Origin of the sequence: Paraburkholderia sediminicola (assembly GCF_902859805.1) — a bacterium.
Lineage (GTDB): Bacteria > Pseudomonadota > Gammaproteobacteria > Burkholderiales > Burkholderiaceae > Paraburkholderia > Paraburkholderia sediminicola.
In genome coordinates, this window is record NZ_CADIKC010000003.1 from 389,820 (window position 1) to 410,594 (window position 20,775).

The following is a 20,775-nucleotide window of genomic DNA, read 5'->3' on the forward strand; positions in this document are numbered from 1 at the left end:
CAATCATGGAATTCCTCGATCTCGGACCATTTTCTCGTGCGTCCGGCACGGTTCGTTTGCCCGGCTCGAAAAGCATTTCGAATCGTGTGCTGCTGCTCGCGGCGCTCGCCGAAGGCGAAACGACGATCACGAACCTGCTCGATTCCGACGACACGCGCGTGATGCTCGACGCGCTCGAAAAGCTCGGCGTGCGTCTTAAGCGCGAAGGCGACACCTGCGTCGTGAGCGGCACGCGTGGCGCGTTCACGGCGCGCACGGCCGATCTGTTTCTCGGCAATGCGGGCACGGCGGTGCGCCCGCTGACCGCGGCGCTTGCTGTGAATGGCGGCGACTATCGCATCCACGGCGTGCCGCGTATGCACGAACGGCCGATCGGCGACCTGGTCGACGGTTTGCGGCAGATCGGTGCGAAGATCGACTACGAAGAGAACGAAGGTTATCCGCCGCTGCGGATTCGTCCGGCGCAAATCACGGCCGATGCGCCGATCCGCGTGCGCGGCGACGTGTCGAGCCAGTTCCTGACTTCACTGCTGATGACGTTGCCGCTGTTGCGCACGGAAAGCGGCGTGACGACTGTGCAGGTGGACGGTGAGCTGATCTCGAAGCCGTACATCGAGATCACGATCAAGCTGATGGAACGCTTCGGCATCAAGGTCGAGCGCCATGAGTGGCACCGGTTCATCGTGCCGGCGGGGCAGCGTTATCAGTCGCCGGGCACGATCATGGTGGAAGGCGACGCGTCGTCGGCGTCGTATTTCCTTGCGGCCGGCGCGCTCGGCGGTGGCCCGTTGCGGGTGGAAGGCGTGGGTCGCGCGAGCATCCAGGGCGACGTCGGTTTCGCCGATGCGCTCATCAAGATGGGCGCGAACCTGCAGATGGGCGACGACTGGATCGAAGTGCACGGGGTCGGCAACGACAACGGCAAGCTCGATCCGATCGACATGGACTTCAACCTGATTCCGGACGCCGCGATGACGATCGCCGTCGCCGCGCTGTTCGCGGACGGCACGACCACGCTGCGCAACATCGCGAGCTGGCGTGTGAAGGAAACCGACCGGATCGCCGCGATGGCCACCGAACTGCGCAAGGTGGGCGCGAAGGTGCAGGAAGGCGAGGATTTCCTCGTCGTCACGCCGCCTGAAAAGCTGATTCCGAATGCCGCGATCGACACCTACGACGATCACCGCATGGCGATGTGCTTCTCGCTCGTGAGCCTGGGCGGCGTGCCGGTCCGGATCAACGACCCGAAGTGCGTCGGCAAGACGTTCCCTGACTATTTCGAGCGCTTCACCGCGCTCGCTCAACCCTGATTCGCTCCTGAATCGACTGACGTGCGACTTTTTCGATGAAACCGATCCGTCCCTTTCACCAAACGCCCGTCATTACGATCGACGGCCCCAGCGCCTCGGGCAAAGGCACCGTGGCCGCGCTGGTTGCCGCGAATCTCGGCTTCCACTTGCTGGATAGCGGCGCGCTGTACCGCCTCGCCGCGCTGGCCAGCATGCGCTACAACATCGCAGCGGATGACGTCGAGGCGCTGGTAAAGCTGATCGACGACCTGCACATCACCTTTCGCGAGGGGCTGGCGCAACTCGACGGCGCCGACGTATCCGCCGACATTCGTGCCGAAGAAGTCGGCAGCCGGGCCTCGGCGATTGCCGTTCACGCGCCCGTGCGAACCGCGCTGGTGGCCCGTCAGCGGGCTTTCCGTAAGGAACCGGGGCTGGTCGCCGACGGCCGCGACATGGGCACGGTGATCTTCCAGGACGCCGTGCTGAAGGTGTTCATGACCGCCAGCGTCGAGGCCCGTGCGGCCCGCCGGCATAAGCAATTGATCCAAAAAGGATTTTCTGCTAATATAGATGACTTGCTCCGGGATTTGCGTGAGCGCGACGAGCGTGACAGTCAGCGCACGGCCGCGCCGCTCAAGCCCGCAGCGGATGCAAAGCTGCTTGATACCTCCGCATTGTCGGTCGACCAGGCGGTCGAACAGGTGGTGCAGTGGTATGAAGCATGGGTCCCGCATGCCTGATGTCCGAGTGGCATCTGAGCAGTGGGCGCAGTAGAAAAGTAGTGAGAAGTAGCGTTGTCAGTAGGTGCTCCGCGAGTGTCGTGGAGCGTGTATTAACCCCTTAACCCCGCGTGGCATTCGCATTCTTGCCGAAGTTGCTGACCGTCCCGGCCAGCCGGGCACCGCGAGCACCATGCAAATTTTGATTTTTATGTCCGACCTGCAAACTTCCAACCCGAATACCGAATCTTTTGCGGCTCTGTTCGAAGAGTCGCTGACCAAGCAAGACATGCGCGCCGGCGAAGTGATCTCCGCCGAAGTCGTGCGTGTTGACCACAACTTCGTGGTCGTCAACGCTGGTCTCAAGTCCGAAGCCTACATCCCGCTCGAAGAGTTCCTGAACGACGCGGGCGAGGTAGAAGTGCAGGCGGGCGACTTCGTTTCCGTCGCGATCGACGCGCTGGAAAACGGCTATGGCGACACGATCCTGTCGCGCGACAAGGCGAAGCGCCTGGCTTCGTGGCTGTCGCTGGAAAAGGCTCTCGACAACAACGAACTCGTGACCGGCACGATCACGGGCAAGGTCAAGGGCGGCATGACAGTCATGGTCAACGGCATCCGCGCGTTCCTGCCGGGTTCGCTGGTTGACACGCGTCCGGTCAAGGACACGACCCCGTACGAAGGCAAGACGCTGGAATTCCGCGTCATCAAGCTCGACCGCAAGCGTAACAACGTCGTGCTGTCGCGCCGTGCTGTGATCGAAGCGACCCAAGGCGAAGAGCGCGCAAAGCTGCTCGAAACGCTGAAGGAAGGCGCGATCGTGGAAGGCGTGGTGAAGAACATCACCGATTACGGCGCGTTCGTGGACCTCGGCGGTATCGACGGCCTGCTGCACATCACCGACATCGCATGGCGTCGTGTGCGTCACCCGAGCGAAGTTCTGTCGGTTGGCCAGGAAGTCACCGCGAAGATCCTCAAGTTCGATCAAGAGAAGAACCGCGTTTCGCTGGGTATCAAGCAACTGGGCGACGATCCGTGGGAAGGCATTTCCCGCCGTTACCCGTCGGGCACGCGCCTGTTCGGTAAGGTCACCAACATCACCGACTACGGCGCATTCGTCGAAGTCGAATCGGGCATCGAAGGCCTGGTTCACGTGTCGGAAATGGACTGGACGAACAAGAACGTTGCACCGTCGAAGGTTGTTCAGCTGGGCGACGAAGTCGAAGTCATGGTTCTCGAAATCGACGAAGACCGCCGCCGTATCAGCCTCGGCATGAAGCAATGCAAGCCGAACCCGTGGGACGACTTCAGCCGCAACTTCAAGAAGGGCGACAAGCTGCAAGGCGCAATCAAGTCGATCACCGACTTCGGCGTCTTCATCGGTCTGCCTGGCGGCATCGACGGTCTGGTTCACCTGTCGGACCTGTCGTGGAGCGAAACGGGCGAAGAAGCAGTTCGCAAGTACAAGAAGGGCGACGAAGTGGAAGCGATCGTTCTCGGCATCGACGTCGAGAAGGAACGCATTTCGCTGGGTATCAAGCAGCTCGAAGGCGATCCGTTCAGCAACTTCGTTGCAATGAACGACAAGGGTTCGATCGTCGACGGCGTAGTCAAGACGGTAGATGCGAAGGGTGCAGTGGTTCAGCTGTCGGCGGAAGTCGAAGGCTACCTGCGCGCTTCGGAGCTGTCGCAAGACCGCGTGGAAGATGCTCGCAACGTGCTGAAGGACGGCGACAAGGTCAACGCGATGATCATCAACATCGATCGCAAGTCGCGTGGTATCAACCTGTCGATCAAGGCCAAGGACTCGGCTGAGCAACAGGAAGCGATCCGCGGCCTGGCTTCGTCGGATTCGAGCTCGGCTGCTACCGGCACGACGAACCTTGGCGCGCTGCTGAAGGCCAAGCTCGACGGTCAGAACCAGTAATTGAGGAACGCCCCCAAACCTGGCGCATCGCGCCAGGTCCCCCGCGAGGGGGAGCATAACAACATGGGGGCGACCCGGCGTTTTCTTGCGAGGTCTGCTGCAGTATGACCAAATCGGAATTGGTCGCCCAGCTGGCTACACGATTTCCGCAGCTTGTACTTAAAGATGCGGATTTCGCGGTGAAGACGATGCTTGATGCGATGTCGGAGGCGCTTGCCAACGGTCATCGCATTGAAATTCGCGGCTTCGGCAGCTTCGGCCTTAATCGTCGTCCCTCCCGTGTCGGGCGTAATCCGAAGTCGGGCGAGAAGGTGCTGGTACCTGAGAAGTACGTACCGCATTTCAAGCCGGGCAAGGAATTGCGCGAACGGGTAGATCGACGTTCGGGCGAGCCGCTGAAGGCCGACGAGCCGGATGACGACGACCTGTAAATGCTTCGCTGTGCGGTTCGCAGCATGGCATTGGTAGCGTCAGCGGCCAAAGCCAGACGGCAAAAGACCAGAAAAAGCGCCTTCGGGCGCTTTTTTTTCGTCCGCTTTTTTGTTCGCTTTTGCGTCCCTCAGGCGTGGCATATTCCCCAATCGAACGCACCTGCCCATGCATGCTCTTGCGGCAAGGTAAACCTCGCGTAAGCCCTCTATCAGCCAGTTCCTGCCCAGCCGCGAGGGCATCCATTACAATACGGGTCACTTCGGCGCGGGCAACACCGTGGCGCGACGCGTCATCAAGCCGGCGTCACCCCGCAACTGCCGTCAAGAGACCTATTCATGAAATTTATCGTCTGGCTGATCCGTGTGCTGGTGTTCGTGCTCCTGCTGGTGCTCGCACTCTCCAATACACAAACTGCTACGCTGAATTTCCTCGCGGGTTACGCGTGGTCGGCGCCTTTGATTCTGATCGGCCTCGCGTTCTTTGTGGTGGGGCTGCTGGCCGGGCTGGTGTCGTCCATGCCGGGCATGGTGCGCCTGCGCATGGAGAACGGCCGGCTGAAGCGTGAGTTGCGTGTGGCGCGCGAAGCCCCGGTGGTGGTCGAACAACCGCCCATGCCGCCGCTGATCTAAGTTGTCTTCTGCCGCGCTTCTGAAGCGCGGCTTCCCGCTTCCGCTTTCCCGCACATTTGCATTAATCGCATGGATCTAGACTTCTGGTGGCTGCTTGTCATACCCGTCGCTTTTGCGTTCGGCTGGATGGCCGCGCGCTACGACCTCAAGACGCTGCTGTCCGAAAGCGCCAATCTGCCGCGTTCGTACTTCCGCGGCTTGAATTTCCTGCTCAATGAGCAACCCGACCAGGCGATCGACGCGTTTATCGAAGTCGTCAAACTCGACCCCGAAACGGTCGAATTGCACTTCGCATTGGGTAACCTGTTCCGCCGCCGCGGTGAGACAGACCGTGCGATTCGGGTGCATCAGAACCTGCTGAGCCGCACCGATCTGCCGGTCACCGAACGCGATCACGCACTGTTCGAACTCGGTCAGGACTTTCTGAAGGCCGGCTTGCTCGATCGCGCCGAGGAAACCTTCCGCTCGCTCGAAACCGGCAATTACGCGTTGGGTGCGCAGCGTGCGCTGCTCACCATCTACCAGATCGAGAAAGACTGGGTTAAGTCGATCGATATCGCGCGCCATCTGGAAACAATGGGCGCTGAGTCGCTCGACAAGGAAATCGCGCAGTTTCATTGCGAGCTCGCGCAGGAAGCGCTTCAGCAGAAAAACGCAGATGAGGCGCGCCGTCAGCTTGGCTTTGCATTGAAGGCGAACCCAACGAACGTACGCGCCACGATCCTGTTCGGCGACGTTGACGCGACGGCCGGCTCGCAAGAGGCCGCGATCGTCCAATGGCGGCGCGTCGAGGAACAGAATCCCGCCTATCTGCCGCTCGTCGCGGAAAAGTTGATGAAGGCCTATGAGGCGCTCGGGCGTCCGCAAGATGGCGCCGATCTGCTCATCACGTGGGTGGATCGCTATCCGTCGAACGATCTGCTCGACGTGACCTATCAGCACATTGCGGCAGTGCGCGGGCCGGACGCCGCACACGCGCTGGCACGTTCGCAGATGCAGAAATCGCCGAATCTGGCGGGCATGACGCGTCTCCTGGAAGCGCAGGAAGCCGTCGCGGAAGAGCCGCGCAAGAGCGAGCTTGAACTGATGCGTACGCTGATTCGTCAGCGCACCAAAAATCTGCCACGGTATACGTGCCAGAATTGTGGTTTCAGGGCGCGGCTGTTCTACTGGCAGTGCCCGGGTTGCAGCGGTTGGGAAACCTATGCGCCGCGTCGCGTCGAACCGATCACGGCGTCGAACTGATAGCGAATGGAATTGCATAGCCGCGCCGCAACGACGGCGGCCCGTCAGGCGGATCAGGCCGGCGGGATCATGACGGCCTTGTTCACTACGAGAAACCCTCACCGGAACCCTCTACCGGAAAGCGTATGAAAATCACCATTATCGGCACGGGCTATGTTGGCCTCGTCACCGGCGCGTGCCTCGCCGAAATCGGCCATGACGTCTTCTGTCTCGACGTCGATCCGCGCAAGATCGAGATCCTCAATAACGGCGGCGTGCCGATCCACGAGCCGGGTTTGCTCGAGATCATCGCCCGTACGCGTGCGGCGCGCCGCATCACGTTTTCGACGGATATCGAAGCGAGCGTGGCGCACGGCGAGGTGCAGTTCATTGCTGTCGGCACGCCGCCCGACGAAGACGGCTCGGCCGATCTGCAATACGTGCTCGAAGCGGCGCGCAATATCGGTCGCACGATGAACGGCTTCAAGGTGATCGTCGACAAATCGACGGTGCCGGTCGGCACTGCGCAACGTGTGCGCGCGGTGGTCGAAGAAGAACTTGCCAAGCGCGGGCTTGCCAATAGCGAGCAGCACCGCTTCTCGGTGGTGTCGAACCCCGAGTTTCTGAAGGAAGGTGCGGCGGTTGACGACTTCATGCGTCCCGATCGCATTGTGCTCGGCAGCGACGAAGACGAAGCCGGCCTGCGCGCGCGCGAGCTGATGAAGCGTCTGTACGCGCCGTTCAACCGCAATCACGAGCGCACGCTGTACATGGATGTGCGCTCGGCTGAATTCACGAAATACGCTGCCAATGCGATGCTCGCGACGCGCATCTCGTTCATGAACGAGATGTCGAATCTGGCGGACCGGGTCGGCGCGGATATCGAAGCGGTGCGTCGCGGCATCGGCTCGGACCCGCGCATCGGCTATCACTTCCTGTATGCCGGCGCTGGCTACGGCGGCTCGTGCTTCCCGAAGGATGTGCAGGCGCTGATCCGCACTGCCGCTGAAACCGGCCACAATCTGCGCATCCTCGAAGCCGTCGAGGAGGTGAACTACAAGCAGAAAGACGTGCTGGTGCACAAAATCACGAGCAAGCTCGGTGAAGATCTGAGCGGCCGCACGTTCGCCGTGTGGGGTCTGGCATTCAAGCCGAATACCGACGACATGCGCGAAGCGCCGAGCCGTCGCGTAATCGCTGAATTGCTGGCGCGTGGCGCTCAGGTTCGCGCGTACGATCCGGTCGCGGTGGCCGAAGCGCGCCGCGTGTTCGCCATCGATCTGCACGACGTACCGGACCAGCTCGCGCGTCTCACGTTCACGAGCACCCAGGACGAAACGCTCACCGGCGCCGACGCGCTGGTGGTCGTCACCGAATGGAAGGAATTCAAGAGCCCGGATTTCGTGCACCTGAAGTCGGTGCTGAAGTCACCGCTGATTTTCGACGGCCGCAATCTGTACGAGCCGGACGCGATGACCGAACTCGGCATCGACTATCACTCGATCGGACGACCTTATGCCCAGCCCTCTGAATTTCCGGCCGATGTCTCCAGCAATGCCTGAAGCCGCTCAGTCCACAACCACGTCCGCACTGACCGTGGTGCCGCGCGAACGCCTCGGTGCGGCGCGCGTGCTGGTGGTCGGCGACGTGATGCTCGATCGCTACTGGTTCGGCGATGTGAACCGTATTTCGCCGGAAGCGCCGGTGCCGGTCGTGCATGTGCAGCGCCAGGAAGACCGTCTCGGCGGCGCGGCGAACGTGGCGCGCAATGCGGTGGCGCTCGGCGCGCAAGCGGGTTTGCTGTGCGTGGTCGGGCACGACGAGCCCGGTGAGCGCATCGTGCAACTACTCGCCGAAAGCGGAGTGGCGCCGCATCTGGAGCGCGATCCGGATTTGCTCACCACCATCAAGCTGCGCGTGCTGTCGCGTCAGCAGCAATTGCTGCGCGTCGACTTCGAAAACTCGCCGGCGCACGAAGTGTTGCTCGCGGGTCTCGCGCGTTTCGACGACCTGCTGCCGTCGCACGACGTGATCCTGATGTCCGATTACGCGAAGGGCGGTCTCACGCACGTCACGCAGATGATCGCCAAGGCGCACGCGGCGGGTAAGCCGGTGTTGGTCGATCCGAAGGGCGACGACTGGGAGCGCTATCGCGGCGCCACGCTGATCACGCCGAATCGCGCCGAGCTGCGCGAGGTGGTCGGACAATGGAAGTCCGAAGAGGATCTGATCGCGCGTGTGACCAAACTGCGTGCCGCTCTCGAGTTCAAGGCGCTGCTATTGACGCGTTCGGAGGAGGGCATGACGCTCTTTGCCGACGACGGCATCCTGCATACATCGGCCGTTGCACGCGAAGTGTATGATGTGTCGGGCGCGGGCGACACCGTGATCGCCACGCTCGCCGCCATGCTCGGCGCGGGTCTTACGCTCGTCGAGGCGGTCGGGCTCGCGAATCGCGCAGCCGGCATCGTGGTCGGCAAACTCGGTACCGCCACCGTCACCTACGACGAACTTTTTCATTGATGCAGCCCGCCGGGTCCCCTGCTTTGCGCTCCAGTTTCAGCGGCGCAAAAGAGGAACCCGCGAGGCGTCAACTGTACTCATTACCGCAGGATCATCATGACCCTCATCGTCACCGGCGCAGCCGGTTTTATCGGCAGCAATCTCGTGAAGGCGCTCAACGAGCGCGGCGAACAACGCATCATCGCGGTCGATAACCTCACACGCGCGGACAAGTTCAAGAATCTCGTCGACTGCGAGATCGACGACTATCTGGACAAGACCGAATTCGTCGAACGCTTCAAGCGTGGCGATTTCGGCAAAGTGCGCGCGATTTTCCACGAAGGCGCCTGCTCGGACACGATGGAAACCGACGGCCGCTACATGATGGACAACAACTTCCGCTATAGCCGTGAAGTGCTCGACGTCTGTCTCGCGCAGAACATCCAGTTTCTGTACGCGTCCTCGGCGGCCACGTATGGCGGTTCGAGCCGCTTTGTCGAAGAGCGCGAAGTCGAGCAGCCGCTGAATGTGTACGGCTATTCGAAGTTCCTGTTCGACCAGGTGATTCGCCGCGTGCTGCCCACCGCGAAGAGCCAGATTGCCGGCTTCCGCTATTTCAACGTGTATGGGCCTCGCGAGACACACAAAGCGCGCATGGCGTCGGTGGCGTTTCACAACTTCAACCAGTTCCGCGCCGAGGGAAAGGTCAAGCTGTTCGGCGAATACAACGGCTATCCCGCGGGCGAGCAGACGCGCGATTTCGTCTCCGTCGAAGACGTGGTCAAGGTGAACCTGTTCTTCTTCGACAATCCGGACAAGTCGGGCATCTTCAACCTGGGCAGCGGCCGTGCGCAGCCGTTCAACGACATCGCGAGCACGGTGGTCAATACGCTGCGTACGTTGAACAACGAATCCCCGCTCTCGCTGGCGGATCAGGTGCAACGCGGGCTGATCGAATACATTCCGTTCCCCGATGCATTGCGCGGCAAGTACCAGTGCTTCACGCAGGCTGATCAGTCGAAACTGCGCGCCGCCGGTTACGACGCGCCGTTTCTGAGCGTGCAGGAAGGTGTCGATCGCTACGTACGTTGGCTATTCGGCCAGGTGTAAATCTTTCGGATACCTCTTTAAACTGGAATCTCCCGGTTGGTGATGATCGCCAACCGGTTGTACGAGGGAGATTCCATATGTTTCGAAAAATTCTGGTTACCGCGGCGATGCTGGCCGCTTTCGGCCACGCGTATGCGGCGGTCGACGTCAACACCGCTAACGAAGATGCGCTGCGCGGCGTCAAGGGCATCGGTCCTGCCAAAGCGAAAGCCATTCTCGAAGAGCGTACAGCGCATGGTCCGTTCAAGGACCCGTCCGATCTCGGCAAGCGCGTCAAAGGCATGGGCGGGCATACCGTCGAGCGCCTGCAGGCGGAGGGTCTCGCTGTCGGTCCGGCTGGCGCGGCTGCTAACACGCAGACTGCGGCGTCTGCACAGAACAAGGGCGCGCCCGCTGCGGGCAATGGCGCCAATGCGGCCAACTCGACCAGCGCGGCCGCAACCCCAAAGAACGCCACTGTGGCGGTGAAGAAATAGCCTGAAGCGGGCCGTGCGCGTCAGGCGGGTCACCTCGCGCGCACGGTCCCGCATCTGACCTGTTACCGTCTTTCCCCTTCATGGTCGGAGTGGCTAAGAACACTCCTTCAGCTGTCACGCAGATGATTGGCTCCCGCGGTTCTCAGCCGCGGGCTTTTTGCGTGGTGCGCGCCAGCCGGTCAGCACCTGCATCCATGCGGACAGAAGGGCCGGACGGCAGCCGTGCGCACGGTGGTTTAGAATCGACGGATTGAAGACTTCGCGCATCGACAGCACCAGAACCCATATGGCTTACAAAACGATTGAAGACACGATCGGCAATACGCCGCTCGTGCAACTCGTCCGTCTCCCTGACGACGAGATCCGCAGCCGCAATAACGTGATCCTTGCAAAGCTCGAGGGCAACAATCCCGCGGGTTCGGTGAAGGACCGCCCGGCGCTGTCGATGATCAAGAAAGCGGAAGCGCGCGGGCGCATCAAGCCGGGTGACACGCTGATCGAATCGACCAGCGGCAACACTGGCATCGCCTTGGCCATGGCGGCAGCGATCCGCGGCTACAAGATGGTGCTGATCATGCCGGAAGACCTGTCGGTGGAGCGCCGTCAGAGCATGGCCGCCTATGGCGCGCAGATCGTGCTGACGCCGGTCACGGGCGGCATGGAATACGCGCGCGATCTAGCTGAACAGATGCAGCGTGAAGGCAAGGGCATCATCCTCGATCAGTTCGCGAACCCGGACAATCCGGCCGCGCACATCGAAGGCACCGGTCCGGAAATCTGGCGCGACACAGAAGGGCGCATCACGCATTTCGTTTCGTCGATGGGTACGACCGGCACGATCATGGGCGTGTCCACCTATCTGAAGGAACAGAATCAGGCGATCGAGATCATCGGCGCGCAGCCGGAAGAGGGCTCGCGCATTCCGGGCATTCGCAAATGGCCGGAAGCCTATCTGCCGAAGATTTTCGATCGTAGCCGCGTGGACCGCGTCGAGAATGTGAGCCAGGCCGCAGCCGAAGCAATGGCGCGGCGCATGGCCTCGGTCGAAGGGATCTTCGCCGGCATCTCGTCGGGCGGGGCTTGCGAGGTGGCGTTGCGCGTCGCGCGCCAGGTCGAGAACGCGACGATCGTGTTTATCGTCTGCGATCGGGGTGACCGGTATCTGTCTACGGGCGTGTTCCCGGCTTGATTGCGCCGCGGCGCATTGAGTGGCTCTCGATCTCTCGATCTGAGTTAGCCAATAAAAAAGCGCCGGTTTAACCGGCGCTTTTTTTGTGTCGCTTGCTAGCGGCTCGTGATGCGACGAGTGCCTGGCAACCGCCGCCGGTCAGCTCATTGTGAGGCTGCGACCGGCGGTGCAGCATTGCTGCTAGCGTTCGCCGCATCGCTTGCTTCCATCTGAGCCTTGACGCGCTCGCCCAATTGATAAACCGCGAGCGCATAAAAGAAACTGCGGTTATAGCGCGTCAGCACATAGAAGTTCTTCAGGCCGAGCATGTACTCGGTGCCACGCCCCGGGGAAGGCAGATCCACCACCGTCACCGGCGTGCCGGCTTCCGACGCGATATCGATTCCCGGCTCGTTTAGCAGCAATCCGGCACGGAGCAACTGGTCCAGCGGCCAATGCGGCTCCGGTTTACCGTCGGCGGCCGCTTGCGCCACGCCCAGGCTGCCGGCGTCCGTGCCGATCTTCCAAACCACGGGCCGGCCGTTTTCCCAGCCGTTCTGGCGCAGATAGTTCGCCACGCTGCCGATCGCATCCGCCTGGCTAGTGCGCAGATCGATCTGCTTGTTGCCGTCGTAGCTCACCGCGTATTGCACGATGCTGCTCGGCAGAAACTGCGGAATGCCGATCGCGCCGGTGTAGGAGCCGAGCACAGTGGTCGGATCGATTTGCGAATCGCGCGTCCAGACCAGGTAATCTTCAAGATTCTTGCGGAAGGTTGCCTGACGATCCGCGCGATTGGCGGTGTTCGGGTAGTCGAAACTGAGCGTGGTCAGCGCGTCGAGCACACGGAAGTTGCCCATGAAGCGCCCATAGATCGTCTCCACACCTATGATGCCGACGACCACTTCCGGCGGCACGCCGAATTCTTCATAGGCGCGTTGCAGCGTGGCCTGGTTGGCGCGCCAGAAGCGCACGCCGGCGTTAATGCGCACCTGGTCGAGAAAGCGCGACTGATATACGCGCCAGTTCTTGACCGACGGCGAGGGCGACGGCGTGACGAGCTTGACCGCGGTGGCCGAATAGCTCACGCGAGCGAACAGCGCATGCAATGCGGCTTCGTCGAAGTCATAGCGCGCGGACATGTCGCTGATGAACGCGTCGACATTCGGGTTATTCGCGTAGCGCTGCGGAATGATCTCTTCTTCGAAGGTTTGCCCTTGCGGCACTGCCGGTTGCGGTTGGCTTTGCGCGAGCAGCACCGGCGGCTTTTTCGCGGCGCTTTGCGCCATCGCCGGACTGGTTGCCATGAACATGCACGATGCGACGGACAGTGCGGCGGTTGCGGTCTTCATGCGTAGCCGGTTTCGTGCAGACAGAGCAAGCTTGACGGTCATAGTGAGCTAGGGGCGCAGTGCGAAAGAGACAGGGGGAAACGGACAGGGCAGTATACCCGACGCTTTCTGCAAAACTGTGCCCGGCGCGTCACAGTCGCATGGTGTGGTAACTTGGCAAATGTTGGCGCGCCCAGTGTGCGCGCCCCTGGACGGAGACACGCCGCGCGCGCCTTGAAAGCGCCGCGCCGCAGACGAGAATCATGGCAACAGGCTTCTATTCCCACGCCGATTGTTTGCTGCACGATATGGGGCAATGGCATCCCGAATGCCCGGCGCGCCTGCAGGCAATTGAAGATCAACTGATCGCGAGCCGCATCGACTCGCTGATCGAGCGCGAGTCGCCGCCGCTCGCCGAAGACACAGCGCTGTTGCGCGTGCATACGCAAGCCCACGTCGATTATGTTCGCAGCCGGTCGCCCGTGGAGGGTCTCGCCGAAATCGATCCCGACACGTCGATGAACCCGCACACCTTGCAGGCCGCGTTGCGCGCGGCCGGCGCCGCGGTGGCCGCGACCGACGCCGTGATCGAAGGCCGCTACGACAACGCGTTCTGCAGCGTGCGTCCGCCCGGCCATCATGCGGAGCCGGCGCGTGCGATGGGCTTCTGCTTCTTCAACAACGTCGCGATTGCCGCGCGTCATGCGCTTGAAGTGCATGGCATGCAGCGCGTGGCGATCATCGATTTCGACGTCCATCACGGTAACGGCACTGAAGCGGCCTTTTCGGGCGACTCGCGCGTGCTGATGTGCAGCATCTTCCAGCACCCGTTCTATCCGTTCAGCGGCGCCGACAATCAGGCGCCCAACATGTGCAATGTGCCGATGCCGGCACGCTCGAAAGGCATGGCGGTGCGTGAGGCGGTCGACATGATGTGGCTGCCGCGCCTCCATGAATTCAAGCCGGAAATGATCTTCATCTCGGCCGGCTTCGATGCGCATCGCGAGGACGATCTCGGCAACATGGGTCTCGTCGAAGACGACTACGCATGGATCACCGATCAGGTGCGCGAGATTGCGAAGCGCTATGCGCGGGGACGGATCGTCAGCTGTCTCGAGGGCGGGTACAACCTGTCGGCGTTGGGGCGTAGCGTGGTTGCGCACGTGCGCTCGCTGGCCGGTATCTGAGCTGCTACACGACGCCGCACCACGCCACACCACGCCGCGCGAACTGCGCGAACTTTGCGAACTGCATGAATTCAACGAGGAGCGAGCCATGAATGCCGAGGTGCGCGGTGCGTCGCTGGTCGAAATCGAACACGACGCCTACGGCGTGCCGGGCGTCGTCCGTTTGACGATGAACCGGCCCGATGCCTTCAACGCGCTCTCCGAGGCTCTGCTCGATGCGTTGCAGTCTGCGCTGACGGCGCTGGCGGAGTCCAACGCGCGGGTGGTGGTGATCGCCGGCGCCGGCCGCGCGTTTTGCGCGGGACACGATCTGAAGGAAATGCGCGCGGCGCCGTCGCTCACGTACTACCAGGCGTTGTTCGCGCGCTGCACGAAACTGATGTTGACGATCCAGCGCTTGCCGCAACCGGTGATCGCGCGTGTGCACGGCATCGCTACGGCGGCCGGCTGTCAGCTGGTAGCGATGTGCGATCTGGCTGTCGCTGCCGACACCGCGCGCTTTGCGGTCTCGGGTGTCAATCTGGGTCTTTTCTGCGCGACGCCATCGGTGCCGCTGTCGCGCAATCTATCGCGCAAGGCGGCGCTCGAAATGCTGCTCACCGGTGATTTCATCGATGCTCTTCAGGCGAAGCAGCAGGGACTCGTGAATCGCATCGCGCCGGCGGACGCGCTCGATGCGGAGGTCGCGCGGCTCGCGAAGAGCATCTGCGCGAAACCCGTCGAAGCGGTGAGCGCCGGCAAGGGCCTGTTTTATCGTCAACTCGAAATGGGGATCGAAGCGGCGTACCAGTTAGCCGGCCAGACCATGGCCTGCAACATGATGGACGACTCCGCGCTCGAAGGCGTGCAGGCCTTCATCGACAAACGACCGCCCGACTGGAAGCGCTAGCCGGACTGGACCGTTCTTGCCGGAGCCTGTCCCTGCAACGACTTGTCCGCACTTGAGCTTCAGAATGCGCTCCGACGCCGAAACTTGAGGCGTCCGCGCATCGACTCACGCCATTTCCTGTTTGCGTCGTCGAAACGCCGTGCTGCGCTCAGGCTTTGGGCAGCCGCTTCTCGATCCAGTCGATCAGCGCGCCAATCACCCGATCCCGGTCGAGATCGTTCATCGTCTCGTGATAGCTGTCTTCGTGCATGGTGAGCGTCTTGTCGGGCGATCCTGCGTGCGCGCCGAAATCGCGGCTGCCTTCAGGTTCGGTGAGCTTGTCGGCGGTGCCGTGATACACCAGCAGCGGTACGCGCAGCCCCGCACGGCCGCGTTCAATGCGTGCCATCGCCAGCAACAACTCCGCACCTGTACGCGCGGGAATCGCGCCGTGATGAACCAGCGGGTCGTTGCGATTGGCGTTCACCACGGGCTGAAGGCGCGACAGCAAAGCCGCGTCGATTTTCATCGCCGGGAAGGTCGGCCAGACGCGGCTGATCACCTGGCTCACCTTGAGCATCCAGCGCGGCACATCGCGGCCGGGCGCGAGCGCGGGGCTCGACAGGATCAGACCGCTCAGCCGACGCCCGCTTGCCTCCAGCCGTTCGATTGCGTAGAGCGCCGCGACCGCGCCGCCCATGCTGTGGCCCATCAGAAATAGCGGCGCGCAGCTGGTTGCCGCTTCATCGAGCAAGGCCTGGGCGTCGAGCAGATAGTCGTCGAACCGGTCGACCCACACGCGTTTGCCTGGCGCATGCCCGTGTCCGCGTAAATCGATAGCGACGAGTTCGATGCCGGCCGAGTTCAGCCGATCCGCCAGTGCCGCGTAACGCCCGGCGTGCTCCGCGAGCCCGTGAACCAGCGCGACCGTGCCGCGCAGGGGTGTTGTGGCGGGCCAGCGATACAACGGCAGTTCGATGCCGTCGCGGGTCGTGACCGTGGAGCGCAGCGCGGCGGCGCCTTTCGGGGCGCCCGCAGGGGCGGCCGCTGCGGGACGCACATTGCCGGATCGGGTTGTTTCCATGTCTGCCGTTTATCCTGGATGGGTCCTGATTTCGATTCGCCCGATCATAGTCGCAGCGGGCGCGCACGCGCGAGCATCTCGCGCCGGGCATGCCTCTAATGCTCTGTGGTTATGAAAAGATCGAAATTGATTATTAAAGGGAATGACGACGCTGCGGTAGAATTGCGGCCTCAAATCCCAATAAAAGCAACGGCGGCCGCTTGTCGGGAGCGCACAACGCTCGTTGGCAAACTCCGCCGTTTCGTTTTTCCATGATCGAAATACGCAATATCTCTCAGCGGTTCGCCGGACCCCGGGGCTGGGTCGAAGCGCTGCACAACGTCAATCTGTCGATTCCGGCGGGTGAGGTGTTCGGCATCATCGGCCGCAGCGGCGCGGGCAAGAGTACGCTCGTGCGCACTATCAATCTGCTGACGCGTCCGAGCGAAGGCAACATCGTCGTCAACGGCCGCGATCTGACGACGCTGCCCGCCGCGCAGTTGCGCGAGGCGCGTCGCGAAATCGGCATGATCTTCCAGCACTTCAACCTGCTGTCGTCGCGCACGGTGTACGAGAACGTGGCGCTGCCGCTCGAACTCGCCGGCATGAAGCGCGATGAGATCGAGGCGAACGTACTGCCGCTGCTCGAACTGGTTGGCCTGTCGGCGCAGAAGGATCGTTATCCGGCGCAGATCAGCGGCGGGCAGAAGCAGCGTGTGGGCATCGCGCGTGCGTTGGCGAGCAAGCCGAAGGTCCTGCTCTCCGACGAAGCGACTTCGGCGCTCGATCCCGAAACCACGCGCTCGATCCTTGATTTGCTCAAGCGCATCAATCGCGAACTCAACCTGACGATCGTGTTGATCACGCACCAGATGGATGTGATCAAGCAGGTCTGCGACCGCGTTGCGGTTCTGGATGCCGGCCGTGTGGTCGAAGAGGGCAAGGTCATCGACGTGTTCCTGCAACCGCATCACGAAGTGACGCGCGCGCTGATCGGCGACGTGATCGCGCAGGAGCTGCCGCCCGCGATGAAGGCGCGCGTGGCCGAACGCCTGAAGACCGGCAGCGGCCACTTGCTGCGCCTGGCGTTCACCGGTTCGGGCGTCGATCAACCGATCCTGTCGGAAACGATTCGCCGCTACGAACTTGACTTCAACATCCTGCACGGCCAGATCGACGAGATCCAGGGGCAGGCATTCGGTTCGCTCGCGGTGCTCGCGGGTGGCGAACCGGCGAAGGTCGCACAGGCGCTGACCTATCTGCGCGAACAGGGTGTGGTGGTAGAGGAGCTGTCGTATGTTGAGTGAAATGTTCGATATGTTCGTCCAGTCGTTCTGGGAAACGCTCGTGATGGTGGGCATTTCCGGACTGGTCGGCGCGGCGGTCGGTTTGCCGCTTGGCGTGCTGCTGTATCTGACGGACCGTCAGGGCGTGTTGCAGAACATCGCCGTGAATCGCGTGATGGGCGTGATCGTCAACGCCGTGCGTTCAACGCCGTTCATCATCTTGCTGGTTGCCGTGATTCCGTTCACGCGTCTCGTGGTGGGTTCGTCGATCGGTACGGCTGCGGCCGTGGTGCCGTTGACGATCGCCGCAGCGCCGTTCATTGCGCGTCTGGTCGAAACCGCGTTGCGCGAAGTCGATCGCGGTCTGATCGAAGCCGCGCAGGCGATGGGCGCGACCACCAGTCAGATTGTCTTCAAGGTGCTGTTGCCGGAATCGCTGCCGGGCGTGGTCGCCGGTTTGACGATCACCTTCGTCTCGCTGGTCGGCTATTCGGCGATGGCCGGTGCGATCGGCGGCGGCGGGCTCGGCGATCTGGGCATTCGTTACGGGTATCAGCGTTTCCTGCCGGAAGTGATGGTGACGGTCGTGGTGATCCTGATCGTCTTCGTGCAACTGGTGCAGTCGTTCGGGGATTGGCTCGTGCGTCGTTTGAGCCACAAATAAGCAAGGGCTATCGGAGCCCACCAAGCAGAATCAAAAAAAGGTCCATCATGCAACGTCGTTTCATTCTCAAGCTGGCCGCCACACTCGGCGCCGCGTCGCTGTTCGCTGCCGCCACCGTGGCTCACGCTGACGACACGATCAAGGTCGGCGTCACCGGCGGCCCGCACGCGCAGATCATGGAAGTCGTGAAGACGGTCGCGGCAAAGAACGGTCTGAACATCAAGATCGTAGAATTCTCCGACTACGTGCAGCCGAATGCGGCGCTCGCCGGCGGCGACCTGGACGCGAACAGCTACCAGCATGACCCGTACCTGCAGGCGCAGGTGAAGGACCGCGGCTACAAACTGATCCGCATCGCCGATACGGTTACGTACCCGATGGGCATCTACTCGAAGAAAGTGAAGACGCTGGCTGAATTGCAGCCCGGCGCAAAGATCGCGGTGCCGAACGATCCGACCAATGGCGGCCGGGCACTCCTGTTGCTCCAGAAGCAGGGTCTGCTGAAGTTGCGCCCGGACGCGGGTCTGAAGGCGACGCCGCTCGATATCGTCGACAACCCGAAGAAGCTGAAGATCGTCGAACTCGACGCCGCGCAGATCCCGCGCTCGCTGAATGACGTGGACGCTGCCGCGATCAATACGAACTTTGCAATGGAAGCGGGTTTGAAGCCCAAGCAGGACGCCATCGCGATCGAAGACCCGAAGGGTCCGTACGTGAACATCATCGCAATCCGCGAAGCCGACAAGGGCAAGCCGTGGGTTGCGAAGCTGGTCGCGGCGTATCATTCGCCGGAAGTGAAGCAGTTTGTCGAAAGCAAGTTTGGTGGGGCGGTGATCACCGCGTGGTGATTTGACGGCCGTTTTTCGACCGTTTCGCCCGACAGAACACGACGGCAATGCAAAATTAGAGTCGTAAGTCTTAACCCGGGGTTGTCTCCCGGGTTTTTTCGAGATTAAAATAGAACGATCGTTCGTTATTGCCGTCACGCCGCTGAGGAGCGATATCCTTCTGCTAGAGCGCCCGCGACAAGGCTGCCATGAGGGCAGTCGCTATAATGTCCGTTGGGTTGACGTATTCGTAACTTTGGAGCGTGTGCATGAAAATCCTGGTGCCAGTCAAGAGAGTGGTCGATTACAACGTGAAGGTTCGAGTCAAATCGGACGGCACGGGCGTCGACATCGCGAACGTGAAGATGTCGATGAATCCGTTCGACGAAATCGCGGTTGAAGAAGCTGTTCGTCTGCGCGAAGCGGGCGTGGCGACCGAAGTGATCGCCGTGTCGGCGGGTGTGACGCAAGCGCAGGAAACGCTGCGCACGGCGCTGGCAATCGGCGCGGACCGCGCGATCCTGATCGAGTCGGGCGAAGACCTGCAGCCGCTGGCGGTCGCCAAGCTGCTCAAGGCGCTGGTCGACAAGGAACAGCCGCAACTGGTCATCCTCGGCAAGCAGGCCATCGACGACGATTCGAATCAGACCGGACAGATGCTGGCTGCGCTGGCTAACCTGCCGCAAGCGACCTTCGCATCGAAGGTTGTCGTCGCTGACGGCAAGGCGACGGTGTCGCGCGAAGTGGACGGCGGCGCGGAAACGCTGTCGCTGAGCCTGCCGGCTGTGATCACGACCGATCTGCGCCTGAACGAGCCGCGCTATGTGACGCTGCCGAACATCATGAAGGCAAAGAAGAAGCCGCTGGAAGTCATCAAGCCGGAAGACCTCGGCGTTGATGTGACGCCGCGCCTGAAGACGCTGAAAGTCGTCGAGCCGCCCAAGCGCTCCGCCGGTGTGAAGGTGCCGGATGTGAAGACGCTGGTCGAGAAGCTGAAGACCGAAGCCAAGGTGCTGTGAGGAGACGGACGAAATGACGAATCTGGTAATTGCTGAACACGACAACGCGTCGATCAAGGCCGCGACGCTGAACACGATTGCAGCGGCGCAGAAGATTGGTGGCGATATCCACGTGCTGGTCGCAGGTCACAACGCGCAAGCCGCGGCAGATGCCGCAGCGAAGATTGCAGGCGTTTCGAAGGTATTGCTGGCTGACGCGGCGCAACTCGAAGCGGGTCTGGCGGAAAACATCCAGGCAACCGTGCTGAACATCGCGAAGGACTACACGCACATCCTCACGCCGGCGACCGCTTACGGCAAGAACATCGCGCCGCGTATCGCCGCGAAGCTGGACGTCGCGCAGATCAGCGACATCACCGCAGTGGACAGCGCCGACACGTTCGAGCGCCCGATCTATGCTGGTAACGCGATCGCAACGGTTCAGTCTCAAGACCCGATCAAGGTCATCACGGTCCGCACGACCGGTTTCGACCCGGTGGCAGCAGAAGGCGGCAGCGCAGCGGTCGAGAAGATCGAAGCGGCAGCCGACACGGGCCTCTCGCAGTTCGTGAGCCGTGAAGTGACGAAGCTGGACCGTCCGGAGCTGACCTCGGCGAAGATCATCGTCTCGGGCGGCCGGGGTCTCGGCAACGGCGAGAACTACACGAAGGTTCTGGAGCCGCTGGCGGACAAGCTGAATGCAGCGCTGGGCGCATCGCGCGCAGCAGTGGATGCGGGCTTCGTGCCGAACGACTATCAGGTCGGCCAGACCGGCAAGATCGTCGCGCCGCAACTGTATGTGGCGGTCGGCATCTCGGGTGCGATCCAGCATCTGGCCGGCATGAAGGACTCGAAGGTCATCGTGGCGATCAACAAGGACCCGGAAGCGCCGATTTTCAGCGTCGCCGATTATGGTCTGGTGGGCGATCTGTTCACGGTCGTGCCGGAACTCGTTAGCGAGCTCGGCTAACACAGCCACAGCGCCGTGTAAAAAGGCGTCTGGCAGCACACAAAGGGCGTGGGACCTATCAAGTCCGGCGCCCTTTTTCATATCGACAGGCAGGAGGAGAAC

Annotated in this window: 20 protein-coding genes; 18 read left to right on the plus strand and 2 right to left on the minus strand. The window is 61.9% G+C overall.

Annotation, left to right across the window (positions count from 1 at the left end; all coding sequences use genetic code 11):
• The first annotated feature begins 5 nt into the window (after positions 1–5).
• The 11 genes from aroA to cysM all read left to right on the plus strand — a co-directional run bounded on the left by aroA (position 6) and on the right by cysM (position 11,500).
• Positions 6–1,310, plus strand: a complete 1,305-nt coding sequence (gene aroA / locus R8871_RS14075) for a 3-phosphoshikimate 1-carboxyvinyltransferase (protein ID WP_175051007.1) — start codon at positions 6–8, stop codon at positions 1,308–1,310.
• Positions 1,311–1,345: 35 nt separating this feature from the next.
• On the plus strand, positions 1,346–2,032 hold the full coding sequence (gene cmk / locus R8871_RS14080) for a (d)CMP kinase (protein ID WP_175051008.1): 687 nt from the start codon (positions 1,346–1,348) through the stop codon (positions 2,030–2,032).
• A gap of 172 nt (positions 2,033–2,204) precedes the next feature.
• Positions 2,205–3,938 (plus strand): 30S ribosomal protein S1, encoded by a 1,734-nt coding sequence (rpsA, locus tag R8871_RS14085; protein WP_074282568.1) that lies wholly within the window; start codon positions 2,205–2,207, stop codon positions 3,936–3,938.
• Between the two features lie 104 nt (positions 3,939–4,042).
• Positions 4,043–4,369: an integration host factor subunit beta gene (locus R8871_RS14090; protein ID WP_028200079.1), complete on the plus strand. Its 327-nt coding sequence runs from the start codon at positions 4,043–4,045 to the stop codon at positions 4,367–4,369.
• Between the two features lie 336 nt (positions 4,370–4,705).
• Positions 4,706–4,999 (plus strand): LapA family protein, encoded by a 294-nt coding sequence (locus R8871_RS14095; protein ID WP_054037219.1) that lies wholly within the window; start codon positions 4,706–4,708, stop codon positions 4,997–4,999.
• 69 nt (positions 5,000–5,068) lie between these two features.
• Positions 5,069–6,244 carry a lipopolysaccharide assembly protein LapB gene (gene lapB / locus R8871_RS14100; RefSeq protein ID WP_175051009.1) on the plus strand — a complete coding sequence of 392 codons (1,176 nt, stop codon included), beginning with the start codon at positions 5,069–5,071 and terminating at the stop codon, positions 6,242–6,244.
• Between the two features lie 125 nt (positions 6,245–6,369).
• Positions 6,370–7,785 carry a UDP-glucose dehydrogenase family protein gene (locus R8871_RS14105; RefSeq protein WP_175051010.1) on the plus strand — a complete coding sequence of 472 codons (1,416 nt, stop codon included), beginning with the start codon at positions 6,370–6,372 and terminating at the stop codon, positions 7,783–7,785.
• On the plus strand, positions 7,739–8,746 hold the full coding sequence (rfaE1, locus tag R8871_RS14110; RefSeq protein WP_246287563.1) for a D-glycero-beta-D-manno-heptose-7-phosphate kinase: 1,008 nt from the start codon (positions 7,739–7,741) through the stop codon (positions 8,744–8,746). The genes R8871_RS14105 and rfaE1 overlap by 47 nt, the downstream gene beginning before the upstream one ends.
• Positions 8,747–8,842: 96 nt before the next feature.
• Positions 8,843–9,835: an ADP-glyceromanno-heptose 6-epimerase gene (rfaD, locus tag R8871_RS14115; protein ID WP_175051011.1), complete on the plus strand. Its 993-nt coding sequence runs from the start codon at positions 8,843–8,845 to the stop codon at positions 9,833–9,835.
• Positions 9,836–9,912: 77 nt separating this feature from the next.
• Positions 9,913–10,311 (plus strand): ComEA family DNA-binding protein, encoded by a 399-nt coding sequence (locus tag R8871_RS14120; RefSeq protein ID WP_175051012.1) that lies wholly within the window; start codon positions 9,913–9,915, stop codon positions 10,309–10,311.
• Positions 10,312–10,597: 286 nt separating this feature from the next.
• On the plus strand, positions 10,598–11,500 hold the full coding sequence (gene cysM, locus R8871_RS14125) for a cysteine synthase CysM (protein WP_175051013.1): 903 nt from the start codon (positions 10,598–10,600) through the stop codon (positions 11,498–11,500).
• A 143-nt stretch (positions 11,501–11,643) separates the two neighbouring features.
• Here the strand turns inward: cysM and mltB are convergent, their stop codons facing one another.
• Complete coding sequence (gene mltB / locus R8871_RS14130) at positions 11,644–12,831, minus strand: lytic murein transglycosylase B (protein ID WP_246287564.1); 1,188 nt, start codon at positions 12,829–12,831, stop codon at positions 11,644–11,646.
• 242 nt (positions 12,832–13,073) lie between these two features.
• Here mltB and R8871_RS14135 point away from each other — a divergent pair, with 242 nt between their 5' ends.
• The gene (locus tag R8871_RS14135; RefSeq protein WP_175051015.1) at positions 13,074–13,997 is read left to right on the plus strand and encodes a histone deacetylase family protein; all 924 of its coding nucleotides are present in this window, start codon (positions 13,074–13,076) and stop codon (positions 13,995–13,997) included.
• Positions 13,998–14,085: 88 nt separating this feature from the next.
• On the plus strand, positions 14,086–14,886 hold the full coding sequence (locus R8871_RS14140; RefSeq protein ID WP_175051016.1) for an enoyl-CoA hydratase: 801 nt from the start codon (positions 14,086–14,088) through the stop codon (positions 14,884–14,886).
• Positions 14,887–15,034: 148 nt separating this feature from the next.
• Here R8871_RS14140 and R8871_RS14145 read toward each other — a convergent pair whose 3' ends face one another.
• Positions 15,035–15,949, minus strand: a complete 915-nt coding sequence (locus tag R8871_RS14145) for an alpha/beta hydrolase (protein WP_175051017.1) — start codon at positions 15,947–15,949, stop codon at positions 15,035–15,037.
• Between the two features lie 251 nt (positions 15,950–16,200).
• Here R8871_RS14145 and R8871_RS14150 point away from each other — a divergent pair, with 251 nt between their 5' ends.
• The 5 genes from R8871_RS14150 to R8871_RS14170 all read left to right on the plus strand — a co-directional run bounded on the left by R8871_RS14150 (position 16,201) and on the right by R8871_RS14170 (position 20,673).
• Positions 16,201–17,235 (plus strand): methionine ABC transporter ATP-binding protein, encoded by a 1,035-nt coding sequence (locus tag R8871_RS14150; protein ID WP_175051018.1) that lies wholly within the window; start codon positions 16,201–16,203, stop codon positions 17,233–17,235.
• Positions 17,225–17,878: a methionine ABC transporter permease gene (locus R8871_RS14155; RefSeq protein WP_054037200.1), complete on the plus strand. Its 654-nt coding sequence runs from the start codon at positions 17,225–17,227 to the stop codon at positions 17,876–17,878. The genes R8871_RS14150 and R8871_RS14155 overlap by 11 nt, the downstream gene beginning before the upstream one ends.
• A 47-nt stretch (positions 17,879–17,925) precedes the next feature.
• The gene (locus tag R8871_RS14160) at positions 17,926–18,726 is read left to right on the plus strand and encodes a MetQ/NlpA family ABC transporter substrate-binding protein (protein ID WP_175051019.1); all 801 of its coding nucleotides are present in this window, start codon (positions 17,926–17,928) and stop codon (positions 18,724–18,726) included.
• Between the two features lie 248 nt (positions 18,727–18,974).
• Positions 18,975–19,724 carry an electron transfer flavoprotein subunit beta/FixA family protein gene (locus R8871_RS14165; RefSeq protein ID WP_172316903.1) on the plus strand — a complete coding sequence of 250 codons (750 nt, stop codon included), beginning with the start codon at positions 18,975–18,977 and terminating at the stop codon, positions 19,722–19,724.
• Between the two features lie 13 nt (positions 19,725–19,737).
• Positions 19,738–20,673, plus strand: coding sequence for an electron transfer flavoprotein subunit alpha/FixB family protein (locus tag R8871_RS14170; protein ID WP_175051020.1), 936 nt, complete (start codon positions 19,738–19,740; stop codon positions 20,671–20,673).
• The last annotated feature ends 102 nt before the right edge of the window (positions 20,674–20,775 follow it).